The following is a 25,426-nucleotide window of genomic DNA, read 5'->3' on the forward strand; positions in this document are numbered from 1 at the left end:
CAAGGACATCATCATGGCCTCGGACATGGCCAAGATGAAGCACCAGGCGATCGTGGGCAACATCGGCCACTTCGACAACGAGATCGACATGGCCGGCCTCGCGAGCATCGAGGGCATCGTCAAGGACGAGGTCAAGCCGCAGGTCCACACCTGGACCTTCCCCGACGGCAAGGTCCTGATCGTGCTGTCCGAGGGCCGTCTGCTGAACCTCGGCAACGCGACCGGTCACCCGTCCTTCGTGATGTCCAACTCCTTCGCGGACCAGACGCTGGCCCAGATCGAGCTGTTCACCAAGCCCGAGCAGTACCCGACCGACGTGTACGTGCTGCCCAAGCACCTGGACGAGAAGGTCGCCCGCCTGCACCTGGACTCCCTGGGCGTCAAGCTCACCGAGCTCCGCCCGGAGCAGGCCGCCTACATCGGCGTCGAGGTCGAGGGCCCGTACAAGCCCGACCACTACCGCTACTGAGCCGACCGGCCAGACGGAGGGGCCGCACGACCCACGGGGGTCGTGCGGCCCCTCCGTCATGGCACACCGATAGAAGGCTTTGAGTCACCGTCAAGCGTGTTTCAGTCACGAGCCTCTGCGTGTCTCCGTCCGGTTCTCATCCCTGGTCAGCGATAACCGTTCGCCGGTGGTTGGCGGTAGCCATACAGGTCGGTATAGTCCCAGTGTGGCCTCGTCCATACCCGCTCAGCCGTCAGGACTGTTTGGAGACGCCCAGATGAGGATGTTGCTTCGGCACGTGTGGACACTCTTGCGAGACGTCGCGTACGGGATCAATGCGGGACATGCCATTAGGCACGGCGCGCGGGAGTGCAAACGCGCGGGAGTTGGATAGATTCCAAGATCGATTGCGGTCGGCGGCCCGCGCCTGAGTCGGCCGTCGCGGAGCCACTCGGCTCCCGAACCCATGAGATCCATACGACCCTTGCGCACCAGATCTCCCTTCGCGCCCGCCGCGTCAGTGCCGGCCGCGGCCGATCGCGCGCTCACCAAGGCCTGCGGCATCGCCGTGCAGGACGGGCGAGACGACGCCTCCAGGAGCCGCACTACCTCACCCTGTGGGGCTCGCAAAGTCAGCGCTGCAGCTCAAGCGGCATATCGGTACTCGTTGATTCCTCCGCCGAGGATGAGGGTGCGCAAGAGTCTTTGCGCGGCGACCGGCGAAACCACCCGCCGCCGGATGGCCCCGTTCGGCAGCGAGCGAGGGAAGGGAGACCCGGACAAACCCTGGGTCGACGACAAGGGATTCCTCGGCAAGCCCGTCGACAAATCCACCGGTCTCACTCATGTCGGGGCGCGTGAACACGAACCGGAGAACGGTCGCTTCATCTCCGCCGACCCGCTCATCAACTTCACCGATCCCCAACAGATCAACGGGTACGCCTACGCCAACAACAGTCCGGTCTCCTTCTCGGACCGACCGGCCTGATGCTCTACGACGAGGTCACCAAGCTGGGGTACGGCAATGCCCGGGTGCTGCACAACCGCATCGCCGCCAGCCCCGGCGCCCACCAGCGCAGGTTGGCGGACAACTGGGTCAGCTTTCAGCGCTACTGGTCGCAGAAGCACTCGCCGGCCGAGGAGAAGGCGGACCGGGCCCGGGCCGCGGCCAATGCCGCCAAGCAGCGGGCGATCGCGGCGGCCAAGGAACTGGCCCAGGTCGCGATGGACGAGCTGCGCATCACCGACGCCCTGGACTGCTTCACCACCGGCAGCCTCGGCGTGTGCGGCGCCACCGCCCTGACCATCGCCACCAGCTTTGTCGGCGGCCTGGTCGGCAAGTTCGCCACCAAATACGGCCTGCCGTGGAAGTGGTCCAAGGCCGTCGCACTGGGCAAACGCGTATGGGGCCCGGCAAACGCGTATGGGGCCTGCTGAAGAAGATCAAGGATGGCTTCACCGACTGGCTCGATGCCGTGAAGAAGGCCGACCGGCTGGGGGAGGCGGCCGAAGCCGCAACCAGCTGCGCCACCAACAGCTTCACCCCGACGACCAAGGTCGTGATGGCCGACGGCAGCACCAAGTCCATCCAGGACGTCGACATCGGCGACAAGGTCCTCGCCACCGACCTCCGCCCCGGCCAGTGGCTCCGCACCAGCACCGGGACGTACGTCCAGGTCACCGCGGTCAAGCGCTCGACGCAGCACGCGTCGGTCCGCAATCTGACGGTCGCGGGTGTGCATACGTACTATGTGGTGGCGGGAACTGCGCCGGCCCTTATGCATAATTGCGGTGAAGGGGACGGGTATTTGTATCGCGGAGTTCCAAATGGTCACTCGAAGTACGGTGATGCACTGGAGGGACGTTCTGTTCCGCATGGTGGTCATAGTGACCCGGGGCGCCATGCGGGCGGTAACACGGACAGTGAATTTACGTCCTGGACTCACGACTATGACGGTGTCGCCTTGATGCGGCTGAAGAGCTCGGATCGGGTGGGATAGTCATGAGAATCCCTCATTCTGAGGTTCCAGCCGGAAGAGATATACGAATCCATGGAACTGACTATGAGGTGTATGAGGAATCTGAGCACGCGCTGCGCGGAGTCATTGGAGGCGCAGAGATCAGCATCAATAGGGGGCCATGGTACAGGCCGGGTGGCTAAAGAGTAGCGTGCATTCGGTTCACCGAGATTGATGCAACCCAAGACCGGTTGCGTCTGCAGATTCACTGGAGGGTGTCGCGGAAAGAAGCCGCCTCAAGCAGCTGTTGGCAGGTGAGGGTGAAGTGCGGCTTCTTTCGCGATCTGCTCTGAGTGCTGGCGCGGAGTATGAGATTTGGCCTGAATCCATGCCGCCCCAGCGCCTCATCTCGCTTTACGAAAGGAGGCGGCGTGGTGCGCGACGCTCCGGGCAGCCTTCGATCGGATTTGACGAGGCCCTCCGAGACCTCCGCGCCTACCAGGGTTCCGAACTGATCCTAGGGTTCATCGACGATCGACCTCGAGGCGGATACTACTTTCAGCTCTTTTTGGATCCCGCGCTCGAAGTGGTCGTGGCCGGCTTGGCGATCAAGCCTACTGATGCGCATCGGGCTCCGTGAGATGTCATCTGCTGTTCTCTCCTCCGCGAGCGTCCCTTTCAACTCGTGAAACCCGTATGAGAAGCTACCTGATAACTTCTTGATTGGCGTTAGGTGGAACGCCCGACTGGTTGTAGCTTACCTGCGGCAGCTGCGATTCGCCTCGCGGGCACGGGTATAGCGCCGGCTGCCCACGCCTGGTACGAAAGTCTCGCTCGGATACGTTATCCCCACATGTTGTGTGCTTTCCGTTGTAATATGCGAGATGGAGATACGCCGCCACAGCTTTGGTGGGAAATTGAATACCTCGGGCTTCGTGTGGGTGACAGTCACGAGAGGCTGAGTTCATCGGTTACCCACATCTGCATGGCGAATGGTCCAAGACTGACCTCGGACACGGACCATTTCCCCACGGTTTCTCTGAGACCGTGGGATTTGTCGTTGCTGGGGCTCTGTGGCCTGTGTGGATCGGGAGTGATCTCAGCCCGCACGGTCATTCGCGCGGAGTCGTAGGTGAGCCGGAGCCCCAGCTGACGGTAGATCTCGGCCTTGTCCTCGGGACGGGCCTGGCGCACGACGGCGACGAGATCGCTGATGGCGTGCACGAGCCGGGCGATCTGGTCCCGGCTCGTCGGCGGGTCCGGCCCGCCGGTGTGCGGCGCGCAGAGCGCATCGAGGACGCTGGGTAGACGCTGGGTAGCGGTCATGTCCTCACGTATTGGAGCGGTCCCCGCTAGGCTTGCGGGAGTTGGATCTACTGGGCCGGAGCGAGGGCGATGGGGGCGGTTCGGCAGTGGGAGCACCGGAAGTAAGGGTCGAGACCGTCCCGTTGGACGCGCAGGGGTCCCGGCAGATCGGGAGCAGGCAGCGGGCCTCGGTGCCGCTCGGTGATCGTGCCGACGAGGTACGCGAGGCCATCGTGCAGGCATCCGACATCGCCCAGCGGGCCCTGGCCGAAGTACCACAGCGCGACGGGTGGAAGGTCGCCGGGATGGAGGTTGTCTTCGGGCTGACGCTCGCCGCCGAGGCCGGAGTGATCCTCTCCAAGGCATCCGCTGAGGCGTCCTTCGAGATCACGCTCACAGTGGAACGGAGCCCGGAGACGCCATGACGCGGGTCGGCTACTGGGTCGATCTCTTCCAGGCCCAACGGCACTTGGGGGCCGGCTTTCTGCTCACCCGCCGTTTCGCTCTCACCGCCCTGCACTGCCTCCGGAACTTGGACGCGCTCGACGATCGGGTCGACATCGCCCTGGCCGACGAGCGCCGGGTGCAAGGTCGCGTCTGCCGCCGGGCCAAGGACGCAGACCTGGCGCTGATCGAGATCGCAGCCTCCCACGAACTGGCGTTGCAGGTGCCGGCCGCTCATGTCGCGCTGCGGGGCGACCGCTGGTGGGGCCCCTACCGCCCGGCACCCGGGGACGCGCAGCTCAGCGGTGGGGTCGACCACGGTGCGCTGCGGCACACCTGCGAGGGTGGTGGTGCCATCGAAGCCCTGCAGCTGACCGCCGATCAGCACCTCGGTGACTACTCCGGGTATTCCGGAGGACCGGTCGAAGGCACCTCCGCGGAACGTGACCCGGTTGTCCTGGGCATCCTCCTGGAACAGGCCATGGATCGTCAGTCCACCGAGCACCGAGCCGCCAATGTGCTGTTCGCGGCAACCATCGCCGAGGCCATGCGCCGTTTCGACCACTTCGACGTCGGTCATCTCATCGATGCGCTGCGGCCTCCTGAGGAGATCGAGGGGATGCCCCGGCCGCCCGCCCCGGCTCCGGAGCTGCGCAACGAAGATACGCCACCACCTCAGCACACCGAGGCGGAGTCCTTGCTGGTCACCCTGCGGCGGTGGTCGGAGCGGGGGCTGATCGACCCGACACAGGCCGCACAGCTGCGGCTTCAGGTGGCTCAGCGCATCATCGACGGGGAGTTGGGCGCCGGAGGGCGGGATGAGCGTGATTGAGACCTGGCCGGAAGCCATTTCCTGTGCCGAAGGGGCCCTGCACGGCGACGTTTCCTCCCGCACAAGGCTGCTCTCAGGCCTCGCCCGATTCATGCGGAGAACGGACGCCATGGACGCTCCCGACGCGGGGAAGCACCTGGCGTACCTGGTCGGCATGCTGGAGACACTGGGCCTGCACGAGTCGTCCCGTATGGTCTTGACGCAGGCGGCTCAGTGGGTCTCGCACGAGCGTGTCGGCCCCGGCCAGGGCCGCGAGACAATGCGTCACCGACTGGTCACCCTGCTCGCGGACCTGGGTGAGCCCGACGAGGCCATGCGCCTCCTGCGTGCTGCGCTCTCGCAGCTCCCTGCCGCACCTGGTCCGGACCGTGCCCGGACGCTTGCCAACTATGCCGCGCTCACCCTGCGTACGGGTAGGAGGTCTGTGGCGCTCCCGCTCACAGCGTATGAGCTCGCCGCAGCCGCGCTGGCCGCAGTAGGGCCGGACGGACAGGGGCTGGACGAGGACGATCTACTGGAGATCCGGCTGTTGGGGCTTTCGGTCCAGATGGAGGCGCTTCGCCAGGGCGACGGCCCCCGCGCCGTTGCCACGGCCAAGCGGTTGACCGACGAGCTGGAGCAGGTGTGCCGCCGCCTGGTGGCACGGCTCGGCAGCGACCATCCGCTGTCCCTGTCAGCGCTGGTCACTCTGGCTGCCGCCGAGTTCGAGGTAGCCAAGAACGCCGGGGTACGGGACCGGATGGAGCGCGCGATCGACGTACTGGCCGTTGCGGCGCAGAAGTCCGCCGCCACGTTTGGCCGGGGCCACCCACAGGCCAAAGCTGCCTTCGCCGGCCTGGCCACCGCGGAATTCGAAGCAGCACGGGCAAGCGGCGACGCGGCACGGCTGGCGCGCGCCGTGGACCTGGTGGCGGCCGCGGGTCGGCAGTCCGAGGCATCTGCGACTGCGCAAAGGAAAGTCCCGGCCGCCCCGCACGCACGTACTACCCAGGCCGGACCGTATCCCCGTACAGCGGCCGGCGCCCCGCACACGCGCCCTGCCCCGTCTACGCAGGAGCGTGTCGCGGCCCCACCGGGCCATGTCGACGAGGTCAGTGCCGGCGTTCAGCAGGGCGCGGCCGCGACGCGACTGTTCTTCACGGTGCTCGGTCCAGTACGCGGCCGCCAGAGCGACACCCCGCTCCGAACCGGTAGCCCGCAGCAACGCGCACTGCTGGCCATCCTCTTGCTACGCGGCGGGCGGACCGCCACCGCTGCCGAACTTGTAGAGGCCATATGGGGGGACGAGCCCCCGCAGGGCGCTATGGCAGCCCTGCGTACCTACGCCTCCCGCCTGCGTAAGGCTCTCGGCACGGACGCCGGTGTGCTGGTCTCAGAGTCGGGTGGCTACGCCCTCTGTTCCAACGACTCGACGGCGATCGACCTCGACGTGGACCGCGCGGAGCGGTACGCGGCCGAGGCCGAGCGGGCCAGGGCGGCCGGCGACCGAGTCCGTGCCCGTGACCTGCTGGACGCGGCCCTCGCCTGCTGGGACGGCGAGTCGCTGGCCTCGCTGCCCGGCGCGTATCTCAAGGCCCAGCGCCAGCGCTTGGAGGAATGGCGGCTGGCCCTCACCGAAAGCCGCCTGGACCTGGCGCTGGAGCTCGGTGACCACGCCGCGGCCGTTTCCGAGCTCACCGCCCTCACTGCCGCGCACCCGCTGCGTGAGGGGCTGCGCGAGCTCCTGATGCTCGCCCTCTACCGCAGCGGTCGACAGGCTGAGGCGCTCGCCGTGTACGCGGACACCCGTCGCCTGCTCGCCGACGAACTGGGGATGGATCCCCGGCGGTCTCTCTCCGACCTACAAATGCGCATTCTGCAGGCGGACCCCGAGTTGGCCGAGCCGGACACCGAACCGGGGGACGAGACCCGCAACGGTCCCTTCTTCGTACGTCCGCAGCAACTACCGGCCACTGTCCCCGACTTCATCGGCCGTGCGGCCCTCACTGCCGAACTGGGCGATCGGCTGGCCGCCGCGGAGGGAGTCATGGCGGTCACCGCGATCGCGGGCCTCGCGGGATCAGGGAAGACAACGCTGGCCGTCCACGTCGCGCACGCCGCACGGGAGCACTTCCCCGACGGACAGCTCTACGCCGACCTCCATGGCACGGGGCGCGAGCCGGCCGAGCCGCAGGCCGTGCTCGGCGCGTTCCTGCGCGTCCTGGGCACTCCGGACTCCCAGATCCCCGACGGCCTCGACGATCGCGCTGCCCTCTACCGCTCCATGCTGCAAGGACGCCGACTGCTCGTCCTGCTGGACAACGCCCGAAGCGCTGCCCAGGTACGTTCCCTGCTGCCCGGTACGGAAGGCTGTGCCGCGCTGATCACCAGCCGAACCCGCATGGTGGACCTGGCGGGGGCCCACCTCGTGGACCTCGATGTCATGAGTCCGGAAGAAGCGCTGGGTCTCTTCACCCTGGTCGTGGGCGAGGAACGGGTGGTCTCCGAGCGCGAGGCCGCCATGGACGTGGTCGCCGCCTGTGGCTTTCTGCCGCTGGCGATCCGCATCGTCGCCGCCCGGCTGGCGGCCCGGCGCACCTGGACCGTCTCTGTGCTGGCTGCCAAGCTCGCCGACAAACGCCGTCGTCTGGACGAACTCCAAGCCGGGGACGTCGCGGTCAAGGCCACCTTCGAGCTGGGATACGGCGGGCTGAACTCCGAGGAGGCGCGTGCCTTCCGCCTCCTTGGGACGGTCGACGGCCCGGACCTCTCGCTCGGCGCCGCGGCTGCCGTCCTCGGCCTACCCCAGGAAGCGGCTGAGATTCTCATCGAATCGCTCGTCGACGTGTCCCTGCTGGAATCCGCCGGCCCTGGCCGTTACCGCATCCACGACCTGGTACGCCTCTTCGCTCACGCCTGCGCCGAGCGGGACGAAGCGGCGTCCGAACCCGCCGCCGCTCTATCCCGTGTGCTGGACTTCTATGTGGCTACGGCTGCCCGTGCGCACGCCCTGGAGCGCCCCGGGGACCGGCTCCCGCACGACATCGAGCAGACCCGGTACCCCGGCCTGGACTTCGAGCACCACGACGCGGCACAGAGCTGGCTCTTCGCCGAGTCGCGGTGTCTGATGGCCGCTGCCGAACAGGCCGCTGGGCAAGGGGACGTGCGGCGAGCCGCCGACCTGCTGCTGCTGTGCCGGGACCTGTCCGAATCGGGTGCCGGCTCCGTGCAGTACGAACGGGCGTGCAACGTCGTGCTCGATGCCGCGCATGTGGTGGAGGACCAGCGAGCGCAGGCCCGCGTCCACCTCGCCCTCACTGGCGTGTGCATCACGGCGGGCCGCTTCCCTGACGCGGTCGTGAACGCCGAGGCGGCGGTGCTGATCGCGCATTCGGCCCAGGACTCTCTGACCGAGTTCCGTGCCCTGCACGAGGCGGGCGTTATCGCGACCGTACAGCGCCGGCCCGCGGAGGCTGAGGAGTATCTGCAGCGCGCGCTCGTCGCATATCGCGCTGACAACGACCGCGAGGCCGAAGCCGGTGTGCTGTGCGATCTGTCGCGTGTGCACCTGGATACCGGACGGACCGACAGTGCGATTCGCCTCGCCGAGCAGGGGCTCGCCATCTACCGCAGGCTCGGCTCGCCCAGGCGCTCGGCGTACGCAACGTACATGCTGGGGCTGGCCTTCGCGCGGGCTGAGCGTCTGGAAGACGCCGCACGGGAGCTCAGGGAAGCAACCAGCGTCTTCGGCGACGGCCGACAGCGATTCTGGGAGGGGATGGCGTACTTCAGACTTGCCGAGGTCGAGCTGACCGCCGATCGGGCGGCGGATGCCGCCAACTATGCCGAGCAGGCGCTGACCGCCCTGCGGGGGATCGGCGGTGATTGGTGGCGCGCCACCGTACTGACGACCCTCGGGCGCGCCCTGCATCGGATCGGACACAGCAGCCGCGCACAGGTGTGCTGGCAAGAGGCCCTCAGTGTGTTCGAGCGGCTCGGTGCGCAGGAGGCCGCCGAGATCACCGCACTTCTTGATCCCAGGATCGTTGCCTAAAGCATGTTGCAGGACCAAGGTGGCTCCACCTCCATGACGGCCCCAAGTCCTGTCCCGACCAGAGTCACCCACTCCACGCCGACGGATGGTGCCATGCGGCAAGAGGACACAGAACCCTTTGGTCCATAGCGGTATCGGAATCAGTCGACAGCGGCCATACAGGTCGAGTGATGGCCCCTTGCCGCACTCCACTTCCTGGCGATCATCCGGCGGTGCCAGGCCAGCGGGGTTCCCGGCGTGACCGGGAAGACATGGCTCCAGCGGTGGTGCAGTGTCAGCGACGGCAACACGGCCAGCCATAACCGGTCGGCGAGCTCGTAGCGGACCGGACCGCCGAGTTGCCGCCGCAGCACACCACGTTCTCGTGCCGCAGCACCAGGATTTCCGCTTCCTTGGCCGTGTCCCGGCGCAGCAGCACCGCAGGCACCGACAGCAACGCCCGGGTGGTCCGGTACAGCATCGAGATGATCACCCGTGCAGCATCCCAGCCACCATTGATCACTCTCTACGCAGCTCTCTCACTGCAGCGATGACTTTGCGATCCCCACAGGAAGCCGGTGTTCGAGCACGAGGCTCCGCTGATGGTGCCAAGCCTCCACACCGACGCCCCGCCCGAAGCGCAGCGTGTTCTTCACCTCGACGCTCCGGAGGAAATCGAGAGCCTCGTTCTGGAGCTGCTGACCAAGAAGCCCACAGACCGCCCCACGCACGCGGGTGAGGTGTATCTGTGCCTCGCTGCCCATCTGCCCGCGCCGGGAAACTCCGCAGGGAGCTCTGGTGCCCTGGGCGGAGGCCGATCCGTGCCGCCCTACGTGTGTGGTTGTTGATCGCTCGTTGCACGGCGGTGCGCTGCCTTTACGCCTGATGGTCGAGGGCGGCAGTGATCCCCGCCCCAGATACCTGTGATTACCCGACTCCGCAGCCGGTTGTGTACGCCCTTCCCGCGATCCGTACTACCCGGCCCGTCGCCGCGAGTCATTCTCTCGTGCCGTCGGCAGTACTCGAACGAAGAATGGGGGGCAGATCGGAGCAGCGGTAAATTGCCAGTAGACCGATTGAATTCCTGGAAGAGTTCCAGGCAGTCGGGATTCACGGAAGTTCGAGCTCCCCGGTCGCCCACTTCTGCGTGGCGAATGGTTCAAGACTGACCTCGGACACGCACCATATGCACATACAAGCGCGGGTCGTGACTCAATGCTCACGACTCGCGCTTGTGCGTTGTAGATCAGCTCAAGCCCGAAAGCCTCATACAGCGGTCGCTTCTCCAGCGGCTTGGCGGTACTCAGCAGTCCGGCCATGCCACCGAGCTCGTCGATCATGGTGCGGATCTGTTCGGTAGTGAGGACCACGGGGCTCTGCGTGGAGCGGCGATGGAGCTGCTGCTGGGCGACGTGCCGCTCGGCTTGCGCTTCGTTGATCCACCTGGTCACCACGACGGGGTCGGCTCCGCCGTCCAAGGCGGTCCGGTACTGAGTGAGGCGGCGTTCACAGTCGGCCACCGTTCTGCGGGCGGCTTCCCACGTGGGATCGGGCGCCTGTGCGTGCTCCTGGCTGCGCTGTAGCAGCTGGAGTGTGCGACCGAGCCGGGCCGGGGCGAATGCGGTAGCGATCCAGGCATCGAGTGCCGGCAGGATGGCGTCCTCGCGGAGGTAGATCGTGAGTGGGTGGTCCATGGCGGCGGTGCGGGCGAATTCCGCGGTGTAGCGGCAACGGTGGTGGGCCTTGTCGTTGTTGAAATTGCCTTGCATCTTGCGGTGGCAGATTCCGCAGCGCAGCAGCCCGCGCAAGGCGTATGGGCGTGGCGTGCTGCGAGGTTTACGTTCGGCGTTGCGTCCTCTTCCGCCGGCGCGGGCGAGTCGCTTGGCCTCTACGGCCTGGAAGTCCTCCCGGCTTACCAGCGCATCGTGAACCGGGATAGCGGACCAGATCCATGCCTCGCGGTCGTTCCAACGCGGCTTGGTGCGGTGCCCGAGCGTGACATCCTCAACGTCCAGCAATACCTCGTCCTTGCGCTGCTTGTTCCATACCTCGTAACCGGTGTATCGGGGGTTGCTGAGAATGGCGCGGATGGCTCCTTTGGACCAGGCCAGACTGTTGCGGTGCGGATTGCGTGCGCGATCGTATGCCGAGGGGCAGGGGATGCCGTCGTAGGTGAGGCCTTCCGCGATGGCGTAGATGCCTTTGCCCTTCAGGTATTCGGCAAAGATGCGCTGGACGATGGGAGCGGCAATGGGATCCGCTTCCAGCCGGTGTCGCTGTCTGCCCTCGGCGGCTTTGCCGGGGTGCGGGTGGGGCCCGTCATCGACGATCTCGAAGCCGTACGGTGGCCGGCCCCCGAGAAACCGGCCCTCCAGCTGGGCCTGGGCCGCCATGGAAGTGCGGACGCGAATCTTGACCCGGTTACGTTCCCCCTTGCTCATTCCACCGAAGACCGACATCACCAGATCGTGGGCCTCGTTCTCCGGGTCGATAGCCCCGCCGACCTCGGGCACCCACAGAGGCACTCCGAAGTGGACGAACAGCGGGAATGTGTTCCCGAATTGGTTTCCGTAGAAGGTGCGCTGCGGTTCACCGATGACGACGGCATCAAAGCCGCGCTGAGGGTCACGCAGCGCCTGCAGCAGCTCGGCGGCGCGTGGGCGGCGCTTCCACGGAAGAGCCCGGGAGTGCCCGGAGCCGAAGTACTCAGCAACGACCTGCCCGCCGACCGGTTCGATCAAGCCGGTCGCTCTGCGCAGCTGCCATTGCCGGGACGCCTCCGGATCCTGCAGATCTTCGGTTGAACAACGCCCGGCAAAGGCGAATCGCATCACGTTGACCTCCGTGCGGCGGTAGGACGCGGGAATGGTGGTCGTCCGTGGTACCTCTGGGCGGCGTCAGAGGGCCAGCCACGGGGTGACAGATGCTGCGATCGAGAAGGGAAGCTCCTGGCCAGTCGTCGACTGTAGGTGTCCTTCGGTCGACTTCTGGCGGCGCGGGGAGAGGCGAAGGTTACGGTCCGCCATCGTCACGCGGAGCCTGCAGATGATGGTCATCACGGACGTCCACCGGCACGTCTGCCGTCGGAAGAGCACCAGCGCGAGGGCGGCCGGTGGCGTCAGTCGGGGTGCGGGGGTTGCGAACAGCACCCGAATTTTCGGTACATCTCCGAGAGCGTGGCCCTCGTTCCTGTCCGTGTGTCGGGGAGTCAGAGCCATGACGGTGTTCCGGTCAGAGCCATGCCGCACTCGACGCGAGCTCGGCGACGCGACACCGAGGGTGGTTCGGCAGTCTTGAGGACGAGGAGTTGTTTGGCAGGCAGCCACTCTGAGTTGGTCTGATCAACCTCGGGCTGGGAGTGGGTGACATCGCGCTGATCCACATGTGAGACGCCGTGCTGACCCACATGTGAGACGCCATGCAGCGCCTTACATGTGGGAAGCCCGCCACAGGGTGTGTTCGCGGGAGACGGCGTCCTCGGCGTTCGCCACGAAGGTCGCCCATTCCGCCTCGGTGACCGGCTGTTGGGCGCGGAAGGCGATCGTCGCCAACTCGTGCCGGGCGACGGCGTACGCGACGGCGAGGGTCTTGTGCTGCTTCGTCTGTACCCACGCGGTGCCTCCCGCGGCGAGGGCCGCGCACACGCCGAGGAGGTCCACGTCGATGACGCCCGTCACCTTCGCGACGCCTGCGCAGACGCCGAGCAGTTCCAGCGCCGTGAGGGCGAGCGCCCACATGGTGCTTCTGCGCTCGTTCCACCGCGACTTGGTGCCGTACCACTCACGCTGGTTCTCGATGCGTTCCCGCAGGTAGATGGCCCGGCGTTCATCCAGGGGCAGCTGGCGCACCCGCGTCATCCCGGTGGTGACCTGCTCCGGGGCGCCCCCGTCGGGCACCAGCCAGGCGGCCTCGACATCGGACTCGATCTCCACGAAACGGGTCAGCAGCAGGTCGGCGGCGGCATCGGACGAGGTCTCCTCGCTGCCCATCGGGCTGCCGCCGACCATGTACCGCCAGGTGAGCGTCTTCGCCGACTCGGCGACCGCCCGCCCCTCGTACCAGATGCGGTCCGGGCGTTCCTTGAGGAGGTACACCTCGGTGACCACGGCCGTGCAGAACGCCACCACCGAAGCGGCGGCGGCGACGTCCGCGCCGTTGACCTGCCAGCTGAACACACCCAGCGCGGCCGCGGCGACCAGCGCCCCCAGCTGGAACTTGGTCGCCAGCAGATAACGCCGCTGCCCCTTCAGGGAGTTGGCGTCGGCCGCTCTGAAGAGCGCCGGGAAATCCTCGTATGCAGGCATTGCCCCCCCCCGTTCGATGGTTTCCGCCCGCTCGGCTACCGGAGCCATATGATCGCAGATGGGAGATCGGGAGTTCCATGAAGGCCCCCCGGGTCACGGTGACTTCGTTCATGTCCGGGTCGGCGCACAGGTGCGGGAATTCCTGGTCGTACGGCGACGGTGCTCGGAGGAGAGGCCCCTCGCCACTGCCAGGCACGTCCTACGCCCCCGCCTGTCGCTCAAAGCTTTCGCCGTTCCAGGTGAAGGTGCGCTTGAGCCTCAGTGAGGGGCAACAGAAGGCGTCGTCAGCGGTGTAGGCAGCAAGGCTCAGGGTTACGGAGTCGCCGGAGAAGGAGATGTCGGCCACCCGCGGTCCAGGGCCGTTCGCCTTCTCCTCGGCACTGAGCAGCACCCCGATACGCCTGGGCGCTTCAGGAGGCGACGAGCCGTCGTACACCTCCACCTGCTGGGGGTAGGTGGAGGCCTGGTGTCGGCAGGTGAACGAGACGAAGGCGTCGGGCACTCCCGTACCGCGGACGTCGGCGAACCAGGTGCGCAGGATTTCGACGCCTTCGTTGCCCGCGTCGGTGCAGTCGATGTCGTCGATCACGGCTGCCCAGTCGGTGTCCGCCAGCGGTGTTCCGTCGGGCGAACCGGGCTCATCCGGTGCGGGCTTCTCACTGGGGGACGCTGCGTGGCTCGGGCTCGGGGAGGAGGGGATACCACCCTTCGGGTCAGCGCCCCCCTCGGAACCGCTGCATCCGGTGATGAGCAGGCTCGCCGGGAGCAGCAGGAGAACGGACAGGCACAGCGGGAGTAAGCGGCCAAGGGACCGCCGGGCACTGGGGATGTAGCACCTCATGATCTGCTCACCTCGGTCGAGTACGGCTGGAGCGGTAGAACCGGATGGTTGCGGATGCGCGAAGGGCCGGCGTCAGCGCAGATCCGGGCGGCGACGCCGGTGGCACCGGTCAGGGCGGATGTGCTCCGGGTGCGGTGCAACGCCTCGTCGACCAGGCGGCACAGGTCCTGTTCGGTGCGTCCGCGCCACAGCCGCACCGCCCCGTCCTCACCGCCGCTGACCAGCCGGGTGCCGTCCGGAGACCAGCTCAGCGTCGTCACAGCCCCGTCGTGCGCCGTCTCCCGCAGCTGCGGCGGTACGTCCCGGCGCGGTTCCCACCAGCGGATCGTTCCTGCACCGTCGCCCGCGGCCAGCCGCGTGGAGTCAGGGGACCAGGCCAGCGCCTCGACGGAGTTGTCAGCGGACTTCAGAACGTCCGGCAGCGGGGTGCCGGTCTCGCCGTCCCACAACCGGATGGTGCCGTCCACCCCGCCGACGGCGATCAGCTTGCCGTCCGGTGACCAGGCCATACTGCGTGCCAGATGCCGGGACGCCCTCGGGGCAGCGCCCCAGGGCTGTCCGCTTGCCGCGTCCCACAGGTGCAGCGAGCCGTCCGGCAGTACGGCGGCCACGTGCCGGCTGTCGGGGGACCATGCCACGGAGCGCACGCTCCGCCCGCTGTCCCGCGCCTCGTCGTTCGTCTGTCGCCCGCTGCTCACGGTGGCGTCCCGCGGCTGTCGGCGCGTCGGCTTTCCGCCGGCGGCGTCCCAGATCCGGACCGTGCCGAAGCGTGTCCCGGAAGCGACTCGCGTCCCGTCCGGGGACCATGCCGCGGTGAAGGCACCTCCACTGCCCCACCAGTGCTTGCCGGTGGTCGCACCGCCGGGCACCGACCTTGGCAGCAGGCCGTCCTGACCCACTCTCAGCAAGCGGCGCCCCTTCGGATCCCATACGACGGCCGTGACGTTGTCCGACGTCCGGCGCGGCCGCTCCGGGCCGTCGGGGAGGGGTTCTCCCGTACGGGGGTCCCAGACCCACAGGGTGCCGTCACCACTGCCGCCGGCGATGTGGCGGCCGTCCGGTGACCAGGCCACGGAGCGGATGGCCTCGGTGGGCCCGGACAGGCCGGCCTCACGGGGTGGCGGGGGCGCGACCTCCCACAGCCGCAGCACGGATCTGGCCGGTCCGTTATGGCCGTCCGAAGCGTCGCTGACGAACGTGCCCGCCAGGAATCGGCCGTCGGGAGACCAGGCGAGTCCGCTGGTGAGCGAGCGATTGCTGTCCCGGCCGAGGGGCTGACCGATTGCTTCGCCGGTGCCCGCATCCCACAGCCGAACGGTGCCGGCGAAGTCGGCCGCGGCCACTCGCGTGCCATCGGGCGACCAGCTGATCTCCTTGACCGCGTCACCGAGCCGCCCGGACGATGACGCCGTGACCTTTCCCGTGCGGCCGTCCCGCCAAGTGATACTGCCGTCCCTGTTGCCGGTGGCGATACGGCGGCCGTCCGGCGACCAGGTCGGTGTAAAGGCCTCGCGCTCCGTCCGCTCGGTCCACAGGAGCCTGCCCCGCCGTACGTCCCAGACCTTGAGGGACTTCCAGGCGAGGGCGCACAGGAACCGGCCGTCGGGCGACCAGGTCAGGCCGTGGATACGCTCCTCGGACTTCGACAGGGGCAGCGGATCCTTCCGGGACGGTCGGCCGGTCCTGACGCTCAGCAGGCTGATGCCGTCCCGTACCGACGCCACGGCGAGCGCATCGCCCTGAGGGGAGAACTTCATGGTGGAGAACCTGATGGACTCGCCCGGCAGCGCGTGCGGGCCTGCGGTGACCCTGCCGGAGACGCTGTCGCGCACGGCGTAGGAGGGCGGACCGTCCACCGAGCCCTTATCGGTCAGCAGCAACGACCGACCGTTCCCGCTCCACTGAACGGACGTGGGCATCGTCCCGTCGACCCTGAGCTCGGAGGGCTTCCAGTACCGTACGACGCTCCTGCCCTCCCGTACGTTCCAGCGGGCCACGCCCCCTGCCGCGTCGGCCACCCATATCCGCGAACCGTCCGGGGACCACCGCACCGCGGTGCCGAAGACGGCCTTCACGGGGACTTCGCCGACCAGGCGCGCCTGCCACGAGTCGAGGGCGCGCACCGCCGCGGCGAACGCGGCACGGGCCTCGGGCAGGGGCGGGGTAACGCGTTGTTCGGCGGCTATGGCGTACGCGAGTGCCGTATAGGGGTCGGTGGCGTTGTGGGACTGTGCCGCGTACTGGCGCACTTCGGCCAGCGCCGTCTGGTCCCGGGCCGTGTTCCGCTGCTGCACAGCGGTCACGGCGGCGAGTGCGGCGAATACGGCGAGTGCGGCCAGGACGGCGGTCGTCAGCAGCACGTGACGCCGCGTCCTGCGGTGCTGGCGGACGTCCTCACCGATCAGCCGGTCCTTGGGAACACCGTGCAGTGGGGCCGCCAGGGTGGCCACCGCGCTGCGGAACTCCGGGTCCCGCAGCGACAGTTCCTGTCTGCTACGGGCCCACCCCAGGACCACCGCGTTGGGCTCCTCCCGGAAGCGGCCCGACAGACACCGCGGCAGCGCCGTCGTGCGCCGCCAGTCGAAATCGCCCACGGACGCGTCCCAGGCCATACCGGGTGGCTGGCGGCTGCCGTCGGCGGGAGGGTCGGTGAGGACGATGATGAGGTTGTCGACGCCCCGGTGGGTGCACCAGTGCTCCACCTCCTGCTGGACCCAGGGCGCACGGGCCGACTGCTCGCAGGCCAGAAGAACGAAGAAGCGCGAGGCGTCCATAGCCTCCTGGAGAGAACCCCACAGCTGGGAGCTCGCGGCCAGACTTCCCTCGTCCCGGAAGACCCGCAGGGCACGCAGCCGGTACCACGGCTTGGCGAACGCGTGCAGACCGTGCTGGATGCCGCGGGCCAGTTCCCCGTCGGCGGCCCTGCTGTACGAGACGAAAGCGTCGTACGCGAACCGGCCCTCGAACCGGTTCTCGGACTCCTGTGGCACGGCAGGAAGTCCCCCGCTGGATAATCGCCGGGAGACCAGGAAACGAGGGACCTTCACCACGGTGCCAGACTCCCGGAGGCTGCTGTGACGCCCGATCAGTTCGGTGCTGCCGACACAGATTGGCAGAACGGGGCTGGAGGGGGAAGGGGTCGACCTACCGCCAGGCTGCTGTCGCAAGCCCCTGCCGCGCTGCATCTGACGGCCGAGTTCGCCGGTGGCGAGGTCGGGGTGCTGAGGTCACGACCGTGGACCCGCCCGGCTGGCACGAGGACGGCAGCGGCAACGTCTCCGGCATCAGCCGGCGCTCGGGATTCGTCCGGCCGGCATGTCCGGGGCGAGTTGGCTCGTACCGGAGCCGGCGGATCGCGGCACAGGAGATCGCCCAGAGTGCCACAGTCCGAACGACGACTGGGGGCCGAGTTTTATGAAGAGTTCTGCCGGACTACAGCACGGAGGCCCGCACCGTCGTGGTGCGGGCCTCGGAGTCTGTGCGCTCCTGTCGTTGGAGTGCTACCTGATGTACTTGTAGCGGTAGGGCTCGAAGGTTCCGTTGCCCGCGAAGTAGGGGTACGGGACGGTGCGGTTCTTGACCCTCGGCGGAGTCTGCTCGTACGTCCAGTACCTGGTCTTGGCCGCGTTGGCCCACCCCGCGAAGATCACGACGTGCTTGCTCTTGTTGAGGAGCAGGTCGCCGACCTGGAGCTGGCTCTTGGTGATCTTCTCGGTGACGGCGGGGTCGGCAAGGCCCTGGGTGTTGCGCCCGGGCGCGGGCAGTTTGAGGACCATCGAGGCATAGCCACTGGAGTCGGTGCGGTACCGCTTGCCCTGGGGATCGGGGTAGGTGCGCTTCTGGCTGTAGGGAACTTGGCGATCGAACCAGAACTTCGTACGAGCCAACACTTCGTCGCGGGTGATTGTGGCCGCGGCGGCGGGGGCGTCGGCGGCGTGCGAGCTGGGTGCGGCGAGCGTGGCGGCAGCCACGGTCAGCGCGGCGAGCGCAGCCGAACGTCGCGTGATCAACAGTTGCTCCCTGGGTCTCGGTGGACATAGAGCGGGGCCCGATGCGTGACGGCTTGGCCCCGCGGGCAGTGTTGATCCTTCCTGCCCGGCGGACGCCGCATCAGTGGGAAATCCGTCATTCCGCCCCGCGATGCCGACCGCTACGCGGGAGTCGACTCCTCCACGCAGCCGTCCCCGGTCGCCCGGCTGGGTGACCGGTGCGGCTCGTGGTGGGTTCACAGGATCGTGGTGGGTTCACAGGCGCGATGGTGGGCTCATAGGCGGCCAGTTATGAAGGCGATGGCCGTCTGTCATGGGCCCGCATGACAGCTGTCGGGGCCTGCGGCGGCGAGGTAGGTCGTCGTGCGGCGGGGCAGGGCCGGCAGGTCAGAGTTCCGGTGTGAGTTCGGGGCCCATGTAGCGCTCCAGGAAGGCCCGCGCGTACGCCGGGTCGTCACGCAGCCGGAACAGCCGGGCCCGCCGGAGCTGTTCGAGGTATCCCACGTCCGGGGTGCCGGGGTGCGGACCGTGCTGGAGGTGGAGCATGAAGTGGCTGAACTCCTGCACCTGCCACACGTCGGCGAGGCGCCGCCGCGAGTAGGCCGCCAGCACCTCGCCGACGTCCCCGGCGGCGCCCTCGGAGAAGTGTCGGCCCAGGGCTGCGGCGAGGTCTGCCGCGTCGGCCATGGCCAGGTTCATCCCCTTGCCGCCGGACGGCGGCACGATGTGCGCCGCGTCACCCACCAACGCCACGCGTCCGAGATGCATGGGCTCCACCACTCGGGTCCGCATCTCCACAATGGACCGCTCGGACACCGGCCCTCGCCGCAGCGCGCCGGGCGGCAGCGCCAAGCGGCTGTCCAGCTCCCGCCAGACGCGCTCCTCGGGCCAGTCCTCCAGGCTCTCCTCCTCCGCCACCTCCAGGTACAGGCGCGTCATCTCCGGCGACCGCAGCATCTGCCCCGCGAACCCGTCGCGGTGCTGGCCGTAGACGGTGTGCGGCGCGAAGGGCGGAGTCTGCGCCAGGACGCCGAGGAGCCGCACGCCGTGCCGGACGTCGTACTCGGTGAAGGCGTCGGCGGGCAGGGCGGCGCGCACGGGACCGTACTGGCCGGCGGCCTCCACCACCACCTCGGCACGTACCGTCGTGCCGTCCGCGCACCGTACCGCCGGCAGCCCCCGCTCGGTGCCGAGGCCGACGACGGGGCGGCCCAGCAGTGCGGCGCCGCCCGCCGACTCGTACCCGTCCAGCAGGTCGGCCACCACTTCCTGTTGCGGATAGACGAAGCTCGGGGTGTCGCCGCACAGCTCCGCGTAGTCCAGCCGTACGACCTCGCCGTCACACCGGAACTCGCACGCGGTGTGCGGCAGGCCCTCGGTGCGCAGCGGCTTCGAGCACCCGAGGCGGTCCATGAGCTGCACGGTGCGGCGCTCCAGGAAACCGGCGCGGGCCCTGGCCACCAGCTGGTCGCGGTCAAACTTGTCGATCACCACACAGGCGACGCCCCGCTCGTGCAGCAGCGCCGCCAGTGTCAGGCCGGCGGGCCCGGCACCGACGACAGCCACCTGGGTTTCGACGGTCCCCACCACAGTGCTCCTTCGTTCGTGCTGGCAAAAAGGGTAGGGATCCGCCGCAGGAACGAGCACAGCGGGGCGTCCAACGCGAGAACCTGGTCACCGTCCGTCTCCCTCCGGCCCCCGCCGCGGCCGGCACCGGCATGCCCTTCACCCTTACCGCTCCCCGAACCGTGAGACACCACCACCGAGCTCTCCTACAGCGGACAAGGCCCGAAAAGGGGAGCTGGCGCGCTCACGGACGTGATGGGATCAATCGTTATGGACGCAAGGAAGACACCGCTCAGCGGCAGCGGCGAACTGTTGGCCAGGATGGAGCAGAACCTGGCCGAGCACGCCTGTCACCTGCACCGTTACATGGAAAGCGCGACCGTCGTGGAGACCGACGACCTCCTGGTCGCCGACAGCGGCCTCGCCGACGACACCTTCAACATCATCGCGGTGGCCCGCTTCACCCCCGAGACCGCTGGGTCACGGATCGCCGAGACCGTACGGACCCTGGCTGCTACCGGTCGCCCGTTCTCCTGGTGGGTGGGGCCTGCCTCCGCACCGGCGGACCTGTCCGCCCGCCTGTCGGCCGCCGGCCTGCCGGCCTCCGAACAGGAGACGGCCATGTGGGCCGAGCTCGACGACACCCTCCCCCGGCCGCACGCGGATGGACTGGACATCCGCCCGGTGACCACACCCACGGAGCTCTCCGACTACGCCACGGTCCTCGCCGCCAACTGGGACCCGCCCGCCGAAACCGTGCGCCGCTTCTTCGACCGGGCTGCTGCACACGCGCTGGCCGCCGACTGCCCAGCCCGCTACCTGGTCGGCTATGCGGAGGGTCACCCGGTCTGCTCCGCCGAGGTCTTCCACCACGCACAAGTCGCCGGGATCTACAACATCTGCACCCTGGCCACCCGCCGACGACGCGGCTACGGCGGTGCCATCACCCTCGCCGCTCTCCACACCGCACGTCGCCGGGACCACCCCATCGCGGTCCTACAGGCGTCCGCGGACGGCGAACCCGTCTACCGCCGCCTGGGCTTCCGCTCCTGCGGCCGGTTCACCGAACACGCCATCACCCCCTGAGCTCCCGTCCGGCGGGCGCCTGCCGGGGGCGGTCAGCAGCTGAGGTTGCCGCCGGGTCAGACGCCGAGGATCTGGGTGAAGCGCTGGTAGTTGTCGATCCGGCTCCGGACCTGTCCCGGGTTGCCGCCGTTGCACTCCAGGGTGCCGTTGAGGGCGCGGATGGTCTCGCCGAACCGACGCCGTTGACCATGGCGTCGTGCGGCGTCATGGTGCCGGGCCCGCTCTGGGTGTTCCAGTACCACAGGCCCGCGAGGGCGCCGCCCGCTGTACTTGTCGTGGCCCGCCGGGCAGCCGTAGGGCCGGGTGGTGTCGCAGTAGTGCGGGTAGTTGGCCTCGTTCTGCTCGACGATGCGGACGAGCCCGCCGGTGAGTCCGCTGTTGCGCGTCATTGGTAACAAGAGGATCAACTACCCGTAGCCGCCCACGACTTCGCGGCAGCATGGCAGGAGCGCATTGACGGAGGGACGAGGAGGGTAAACGACGTAGGGCACAGAGCGGAGAGGCAGACAGCAGGTACACGGCACAACGGGGGAGGGCGACAGATTGGCCATGCCGACGGAACGTCCCCAGGGCGTCAAGGACATCGTCCGTCTGTTCAACGAGTGCCGGACACGCGGGCAGGGCGACCGGGAGCTGCCTGTCATCACACTGCTCGGCAGACGGGGCAGCGGCAAGACCACCACGCTCAGATGGCTCGGATATCTGGCATCCAACAGACCCAACGCCTTCTACGACTTCGCCTCGGCCGTGCCCAAGAGACCTCACGAAGTCGCGGCCCGGCTCGCTCTCGGCCTGTCCTACCGTCTGCCCAGACAGCCGGCGGTCCACTTCCCCCGACTGGCTCTCGGGCTGCTCGTGGTGCGCGCCGGTCTCACCATCGACAGCGCGGACGCACGGCGCGTACGGGCCGAGCTCAAGCAGGCACTGCGCCAGGCGAAGGAGAACACGGAGGCGTACGAGAGGACCAACGGGGTCATCGAGGGAGTCGCTCTCCTGCAGGACCTGAACGTGGTGCAGCTGCCCGGCCTCAATCTCGTACTGAAACTCGTCCAGTTCGGTCTTCCGAGGCTCCCCGTGAGCGTGATGTGGCGTACCGGGCTGACCTGGTACGCCGACAGTCCGAACCGGCCGGTCGATGCCCTCATGAAGCTGAACGAGCTGGCCGGGAGCGAGGCAGCGGCGGACGTCGAGGAGGTGGACCGGCAGCTGTGCGGGGCCTTCCTGGAAGACCTGCGCGATCACTACGCCCGGCATCCGCGCGACAAGGAGTGCGTCGTGCTGCTGGACAACATCGATGCGCCGCAGGGGCGGAAGTTCCTCGACCTCCTGGTACGCATCCGAGAAGTGAACGCGTCATCGGACCGGGCAAACGACCCGCTGCTCGTCGTCGCGACCGCGGCCAACGCCCGCAGTGTGCCCGGCCCCTACGCCCGGGACTTCCCGGCCGAGCTGCGCATCCGCACCCCTGAGCAGGCCTCGTACACGGACTGGCAGGACAGCATTCCGCGCCCCGCGTCCACCACCAAGTGGCACTGGTACCCGGTTCAACTGCGCGACCTCACCGAACCCGAGGTCACCACGCTGGCCGAGCAGGCGGCGTCCGCCGTGGTCCGCGTGACACCCTTGATCCACCGCCTTTCCTACGGGCACCCCTGGAGCGCGCGGGTCCTTCTCGACGCGACGTACGCGATCGTGGTCGAGCGAAGTGGCGGTGCGGCCGAGCTGCGCCACATCCTCGACCACGCCCCGCCGCTTCCGGGCCTGCCGGAGGCTCCCACGGATCCGGAGGACCCTACGGCCGCGGGGGATCCCATGACTCTGGACGAGGCTGCCCGCCACTACCTCCTGCGCGATCTGTCCGAGGGGCAGCGCGCCGCGCTCGTGGTCTGCTCCGCCGCGCGCGCATTCGAATCCGCCGTCGACGCCGGCATCCTGGAGGAGTACGACCAGCTCACCAAGGACACGCTGCGCAGGGACATCGACGCCCGGCTCTGGCTGATCCCCCCGGTCCCCGAGGACGCCAACACACGAGGTGGCCAGGGCAGCGGCTATCTGGAGCACTGCCGGGACCCGGAGGAGAACAAGCCGACGGGCGTACTCCATCCGTGGCTGCGGCTCGTGCTGCTCCAGGCATTGGCCCAGCAAGAGCCGGAGGGATCGATGGGCTGGACCGCCGCCCACACGGCCTTGCGGGACTGGCACCGGCGTGAACAGCAGACCCAGCACCACCGGCTCGATGCCCTCTACCACTCCCTCGCCCTCAACGACCTCAACCAGGTCGTCGCCCACCTCGCCGGACAGTTCGCGGAGCTTCCCGGCACCGACCAATGGCTGTACGAGCTGTACGCCATCACCGCGGCACCCATGCTCCTTCCCGTGGCTCCCCGGCAACGCGGGGAACGGGACCCGTCGCCCTCCGACCGGGTCCGCGAGCTCGCCGCCCGGCTGGCGCCCGGGGCCCTCGAAGAGCACTGGGCGCTCACCATGCTCGTGACCGCCCTGTGGCTGGCTGCCGATCCCCGTAACCGAGTGGCCAACTCCACGCCCGAGCTCAACTCCACGATTGCAGCGATGTTCCACACACTTGCCGCTCTGCCCCACAGCGGTGCCGCCGGCCTCCTCAGAGAGGCCGAGAGGTACGAACCGCGGCCATGACCGAGGTACGCACCGCGGCCACGGCCGCGTCCACCGGCCGACAGGAGACGACAGCACAATGGCGACGCTGCACGCACAGGACCGTCCCGATGAGAATCCCCCCGTTCCGCGGTGGCGGTACATCGCCGCAGGTATCGTCGCACTCCTCCTCGTCGGCGGTGGCGTCACCTTCCTCCTGCGGCCTGAGTCCACCGACTGCGCCGAGGGCGTGAAGAAGGTCGAGGCGGCCGGCGGAACACGCTGTGTGGGGCTCACCGACGGCAGCTATCCGTTCACCAAGGACCTGCGCGATGTGTCCCGCAGCATCGAGAAGGAGAATCAGCGGGTCACCCGCGAAGCCGCCGAGCCGGACGGCACGCCGTACGTCAGCATCGTGTATCTCCTGGGCATGGCACCGGGCAGAGGGGACAGCAACACCACCGAATCCGTACGCCATGAGCTGGAGGGCGCGTACACCGCACAGTACGAGGTGAATCATCACCGCGGCCACGGCCACACTCCCCGGATCAGGCTGCTGCTCGGAGACGTCGGGAACGAGGAGGCGCAGCGCGACTACACCCTCAGTCAGATCAAGGCGCGCCGGGGCACCGACCGGATCGTCGCGGCCGCCGGCCTCGGCACCAGCCTCACCGGCACCAATGCGGTGATCTCCAAGCTGAGCAAACTGGACATCGCGGCCTTCGGCTCCGTCATCACCGCCGACGAGCTGGAGAAGACCGGCGGGTTGGTGCGGGTCGCGGCACCGAACGCCGATGAGGCGGCAGCCGCCGTGCAATTCCTCAAGTCCAAGGAGCACGCCAAGGACAAAGTCCTCATCGTCCAGGACGCCAACGAGCAGGACCTCTACACCAAGACGCTCGGCTCCAGATTCGGCGCCGAGCTCCCGAAGGGCCGGCTCGCGGCTCCGGAACCGATGCAGTACGACTCCTCCAAGTCCCAACTCGCCACCTATTTCAGCAACCAGATGGCCAATCTCTGCCTGAAAAGCCCCGGCATCGTCTACTTCGCGGGCCGGGGCCGCGATCTGCCGGACTTTCTCGCGCCGCTCGCCAACCGCCAGTGCAAGTCCGAGCAGATCACCGTCCTGTCCGGTGACGATGTGTCACAAGCCGCGCAGGCGGCCGGCTTCAACGATGTCAAGCAGGCGCTGCGGAACGGGAACATCAAGCTTCTCTTCACCGGTCTCGCTCACCCCGGAGCCTGGACCGAGGCCCCGCAGTACTTCGACAAGAACGCCATCGTCCCCTTCCGGCCGGGCGGTACCTTCTCCACCACTTTCAAGGACGACAGCCTCGACGACGGCCAGGCCATCATGGGTTACGACGCCGTCCTCACCGCCGTCACGACGATCCGGAAAGCCGTGCCGCTGGAGAACTCCCACCAAGAGATCAAGCGCGATGCCGTCCTGCAGATGCTGACCACGCTCAACGACACCAACGCAGTCCCCGGGGCCAGCGGCTGGATCTCACTGCGGAACAACGGCAGCCCCAAGGACAAGGCCATCCCCATCATCGAAATAGCCAGCAATGGCGCCACCCGAACCGTCGACGTAACCTCCAGCAACACCGGCAACGGCCACCCGTACACTCCCGAATGAGCACCGCCGCAGCCAGGCCGAACAATCGGTGGCCCGGGCCGCACCTCCCTGTGCGGGACGTTCGCCGAGCTTGAGCCCAGCCGGAGGCCGAGGCCGAGTTCGAGACCGAAGGCACGCCACCTTGCCACATCTACCGCACGCAGGTGAATGCTGCCCGAAAGACGCCGAGGGCCCAGGCAGTACGGCGAGGCAACCGATCATCGCGACGAGCAGCGCGGCGGAACAGCCCAGCGGTGTAGGGGCGTAACCGCCGGTCAGGTCGTCCAGGGCGCCGGGGAGGCAGGAGCCGAGGGAGGAGCCGACCTGGTGCGCCATACACAGCAGTCCGAAGACCAGCCCCGGTGACTCGACCGGAAAATGCCGCGAGCGGCGGGCACGGCTGGAGGCAG

Annotated in this window: 18 protein-coding genes and 1 pseudogene; 10 read left to right on the forward strand and 9 right to left on the reverse strand. The window is 68.2% G+C overall.

From position 1 onward, the window contains the following. The 4 genes from IF04_RS0129910 to IF04_RS0129925 all read left to right on the forward strand — a co-directional run. The coding region (locus IF04_RS0129910) for an adenosylhomocysteinase (protein ID WP_030264809.1) at positions 1–469 on the forward strand (469 nt) is incomplete at its 5' end. A 670-nt stretch (positions 470–1,139) separates the two neighbouring features. After that, a complete protein-coding gene (locus tag IF04_RS39970; RefSeq protein ID WP_245654555.1) occupies positions 1,140–1,436 on the forward strand; it encodes an RHS repeat-associated core domain-containing protein in 297 nt (98 codons plus the stop codon). Beyond that, the gene (locus IF04_RS0129920; RefSeq protein WP_030264813.1) at positions 1,436–1,885 is read left to right on the forward strand and encodes a hypothetical protein; all 450 of its coding nucleotides are present in this window, start codon (positions 1,436–1,438) and stop codon (positions 1,883–1,885) included. Before IF04_RS39970 ends, IF04_RS0129920 begins: the two co-directional genes overlap by 1 nt. Continuing rightward, a complete protein-coding gene (locus tag IF04_RS0129925) occupies positions 1,852–2,448 on the forward strand; it encodes a Hint domain-containing homing endonuclease (protein ID WP_030264815.1) in 597 nt (198 codons plus the stop codon). The genes IF04_RS0129920 and IF04_RS0129925 overlap by 34 nt, the downstream gene beginning before the upstream one ends. A 906-nt stretch (positions 2,449–3,354) precedes the next feature. On the opposite strand, the gene IF04_RS0129930 is transcribed toward IF04_RS0129925, so the two are convergent. Then, positions 3,355–3,732: a hypothetical protein gene (locus IF04_RS0129930; RefSeq protein ID WP_030264817.1), complete on the reverse strand. Its 378-nt coding sequence runs from the start codon at positions 3,730–3,732 to the stop codon at positions 3,355–3,357. 86 nt (positions 3,733–3,818) lie between these two features. Between IF04_RS0129930 and IF04_RS0129935 the strand changes: the two genes are divergently transcribed. From IF04_RS0129935 to afsR, 3 genes are all read left to right on the forward strand, one after another. Beyond that, positions 3,819–4,136: a CU044_2847 family protein gene (locus IF04_RS0129935; RefSeq protein WP_030264819.1), complete on the forward strand. Its 318-nt coding sequence runs from the start codon at positions 3,819–3,821 to the stop codon at positions 4,134–4,136. Then, positions 4,133–4,987 (forward strand): S1 family serine peptidase, encoded by an 855-nt coding sequence (locus IF04_RS0129940; protein ID WP_030264822.1) that lies wholly within the window; start codon positions 4,133–4,135, stop codon positions 4,985–4,987. Before IF04_RS0129935 ends, IF04_RS0129940 begins: the two co-directional genes overlap by 4 nt. Positions 4,988–5,726: 739 nt before the next feature. Next, entirely contained in the window at positions 5,727–9,020 is a 3,294-nt protein-coding gene (afsR, locus tag IF04_RS0129945) for an SARP-family global regulator AfsR (protein WP_078601011.1), read from the forward strand. A 274-nt stretch (positions 9,021–9,294) separates the two neighbouring features. Here afsR and IF04_RS37845 read toward each other — a convergent pair whose 3' ends face one another. The 7 genes from IF04_RS37845 to IF04_RS0129990 all read right to left on the reverse strand — a co-directional run bounded on the left by IF04_RS37845 (position 9,295) and on the right by IF04_RS0129990 (position 19,720). Beyond that, complete coding sequence (locus IF04_RS37845; protein ID WP_030264829.1) at positions 9,295–9,492, reverse strand: hypothetical protein; 198 nt, start codon at positions 9,490–9,492, stop codon at positions 9,295–9,297. 481 nt (positions 9,493–9,973) lie between these two features. Beyond that, the gene (locus IF04_RS0129960; RefSeq protein ID WP_078601012.1) at positions 9,974–11,830 is read right to left on the reverse strand and encodes a recombinase family protein; all 1,857 of its coding nucleotides are present in this window, start codon (positions 11,828–11,830) and stop codon (positions 9,974–9,976) included. Between the two features lie 597 nt (positions 11,831–12,427). Next, positions 12,428–13,303, reverse strand: coding sequence for a DUF4231 domain-containing protein (locus tag IF04_RS0129970; protein WP_030264845.1), 876 nt, complete (start codon positions 13,301–13,303; stop codon positions 12,428–12,430). A 199-nt stretch (positions 13,304–13,502) separates the two neighbouring features. Beyond that, positions 13,503–13,892, reverse strand: coding sequence for a hypothetical protein (locus IF04_RS0129975; protein WP_030264848.1), 390 nt, complete (start codon positions 13,890–13,892; stop codon positions 13,503–13,505). Between the two features lie 248 nt (positions 13,893–14,140). Beyond that, positions 14,141–17,134 carry a WD40 domain-containing protein gene (locus IF04_RS0129980; protein ID WP_030264851.1) on the reverse strand — a complete coding sequence of 998 codons (2,994 nt, stop codon included), beginning with the start codon at positions 17,132–17,134 and terminating at the stop codon, positions 14,141–14,143. A 510-nt stretch (positions 17,135–17,644) separates the two neighbouring features. Further along, a complete protein-coding gene (locus IF04_RS36150; protein ID WP_030264855.1) occupies positions 17,645–18,154 on the reverse strand; it encodes a hypothetical protein in 510 nt (169 codons plus the stop codon). 366 nt (positions 18,155–18,520) lie between these two features. Further along, positions 18,521–19,720 (reverse strand): FAD-dependent monooxygenase, encoded by a 1,200-nt coding sequence (locus IF04_RS0129990; RefSeq protein WP_030264857.1) that lies wholly within the window; start codon positions 19,718–19,720, stop codon positions 18,521–18,523. A 300-nt stretch (positions 19,721–20,020) separates the two neighbouring features. Between IF04_RS0129990 and IF04_RS0129995 the strand changes: the two genes are divergently transcribed. Further along, positions 20,021–20,785, forward strand: a complete 765-nt coding sequence (locus IF04_RS0129995) for a GNAT family N-acetyltransferase (protein WP_030264859.1) — start codon at positions 20,021–20,023, stop codon at positions 20,783–20,785. Positions 20,786–20,841: 56 nt separating this feature from the next. Here IF04_RS0129995 and IF04_RS36155 read toward each other — a convergent pair. Then, positions 20,842–21,153, reverse strand: a pseudogene (locus tag IF04_RS36155) (chitinase); the annotation flags it as partial. A gap of 181 nt (positions 21,154–21,334) precedes the next feature. On the opposite strand from IF04_RS36155, the gene IF04_RS0130005 reads away from it, so the two are divergent. Together IF04_RS0130005 and IF04_RS0130010 are read left to right on the forward strand one after the other, a co-directional pair. Next, the gene (locus IF04_RS0130005) at positions 21,335–23,440 is read left to right on the forward strand and encodes an ATP-binding cassette domain-containing protein (RefSeq protein WP_030264861.1); all 2,106 of its coding nucleotides are present in this window, start codon (positions 21,335–21,337) and stop codon (positions 23,438–23,440) included. Between the two features lie 58 nt (positions 23,441–23,498). After that, positions 23,499–25,037 carry an ABC transporter substrate-binding protein gene (locus tag IF04_RS0130010; protein ID WP_051831665.1) on the forward strand — a complete coding sequence of 513 codons (1,539 nt, stop codon included), beginning with the start codon at positions 23,499–23,501 and terminating at the stop codon, positions 25,035–25,037. Positions 25,038–25,426 lie beyond the last annotated feature (389 nt).

Origin of the sequence: Streptomyces violens (assembly GCF_000717745.1) — a bacterium.
GTDB lineage: Bacteria > Actinomycetota > Actinomycetes > Streptomycetales > Streptomycetaceae > Streptomyces > Streptomyces violens.

Bases quoted from the DNA above. Each gene is read 5' to 3' on its own strand.
- IF04_RS0129920 (WP_030264813.1), top strand. From the start codon at position 1,436: ATGCTCTACGACGAGGTCACCAAGCTGGGGTACGGCAATGCCCGGGTG.
- IF04_RS0129940 (WP_030264822.1), top strand. From the start codon at position 4,133: ATGACGCGGGTCGGCTACTGGGTCGATCTCTTCCAGGCCCAACGGCAC.
- IF04_RS0129970 (WP_030264845.1), bottom strand. From the start codon at position 13,303: ATGCCTGCATACGAGGATTTCCCGGCGCTCTTCAGAGCGGCCGACGCC.
- IF04_RS0129960 (WP_078601012.1), bottom strand. From the start codon at position 11,830: ATGCGATTCGCCTTTGCCGGGCGTTGTTCAACCGAAGATCTGCAGGAT.
- IF04_RS0130005 (WP_030264861.1), top strand. From the start codon at position 21,335: ATGCCGACGGAACGTCCCCAGGGCGTCAAGGACATCGTCCGTCTGTTC.
- afsR (WP_078601011.1), top strand. From the start codon at position 5,727: ATGGAGCGCGCGATCGACGTACTGGCCGTTGCGGCGCAGAAGTCCGCC.
- IF04_RS0129930 (WP_030264817.1), bottom strand. From the start codon at position 3,732: ATGACCGCTACCCAGCGTCTACCCAGCGTCCTCGATGCGCTCTGCGCG.
- IF04_RS0129925 (WP_030264815.1), top strand. From the start codon at position 1,852: ATGGGGCCCGGCAAACGCGTATGGGGCCTGCTGAAGAAGATCAAGGAT.
- IF04_RS0130010 (WP_051831665.1), top strand. From the start codon at position 23,499: ATGGCGACGCTGCACGCACAGGACCGTCCCGATGAGAATCCCCCCGTT.
- IF04_RS0129995 (WP_030264859.1), top strand. From the start codon at position 20,021: ATGGAGCAGAACCTGGCCGAGCACGCCTGTCACCTGCACCGTTACATG.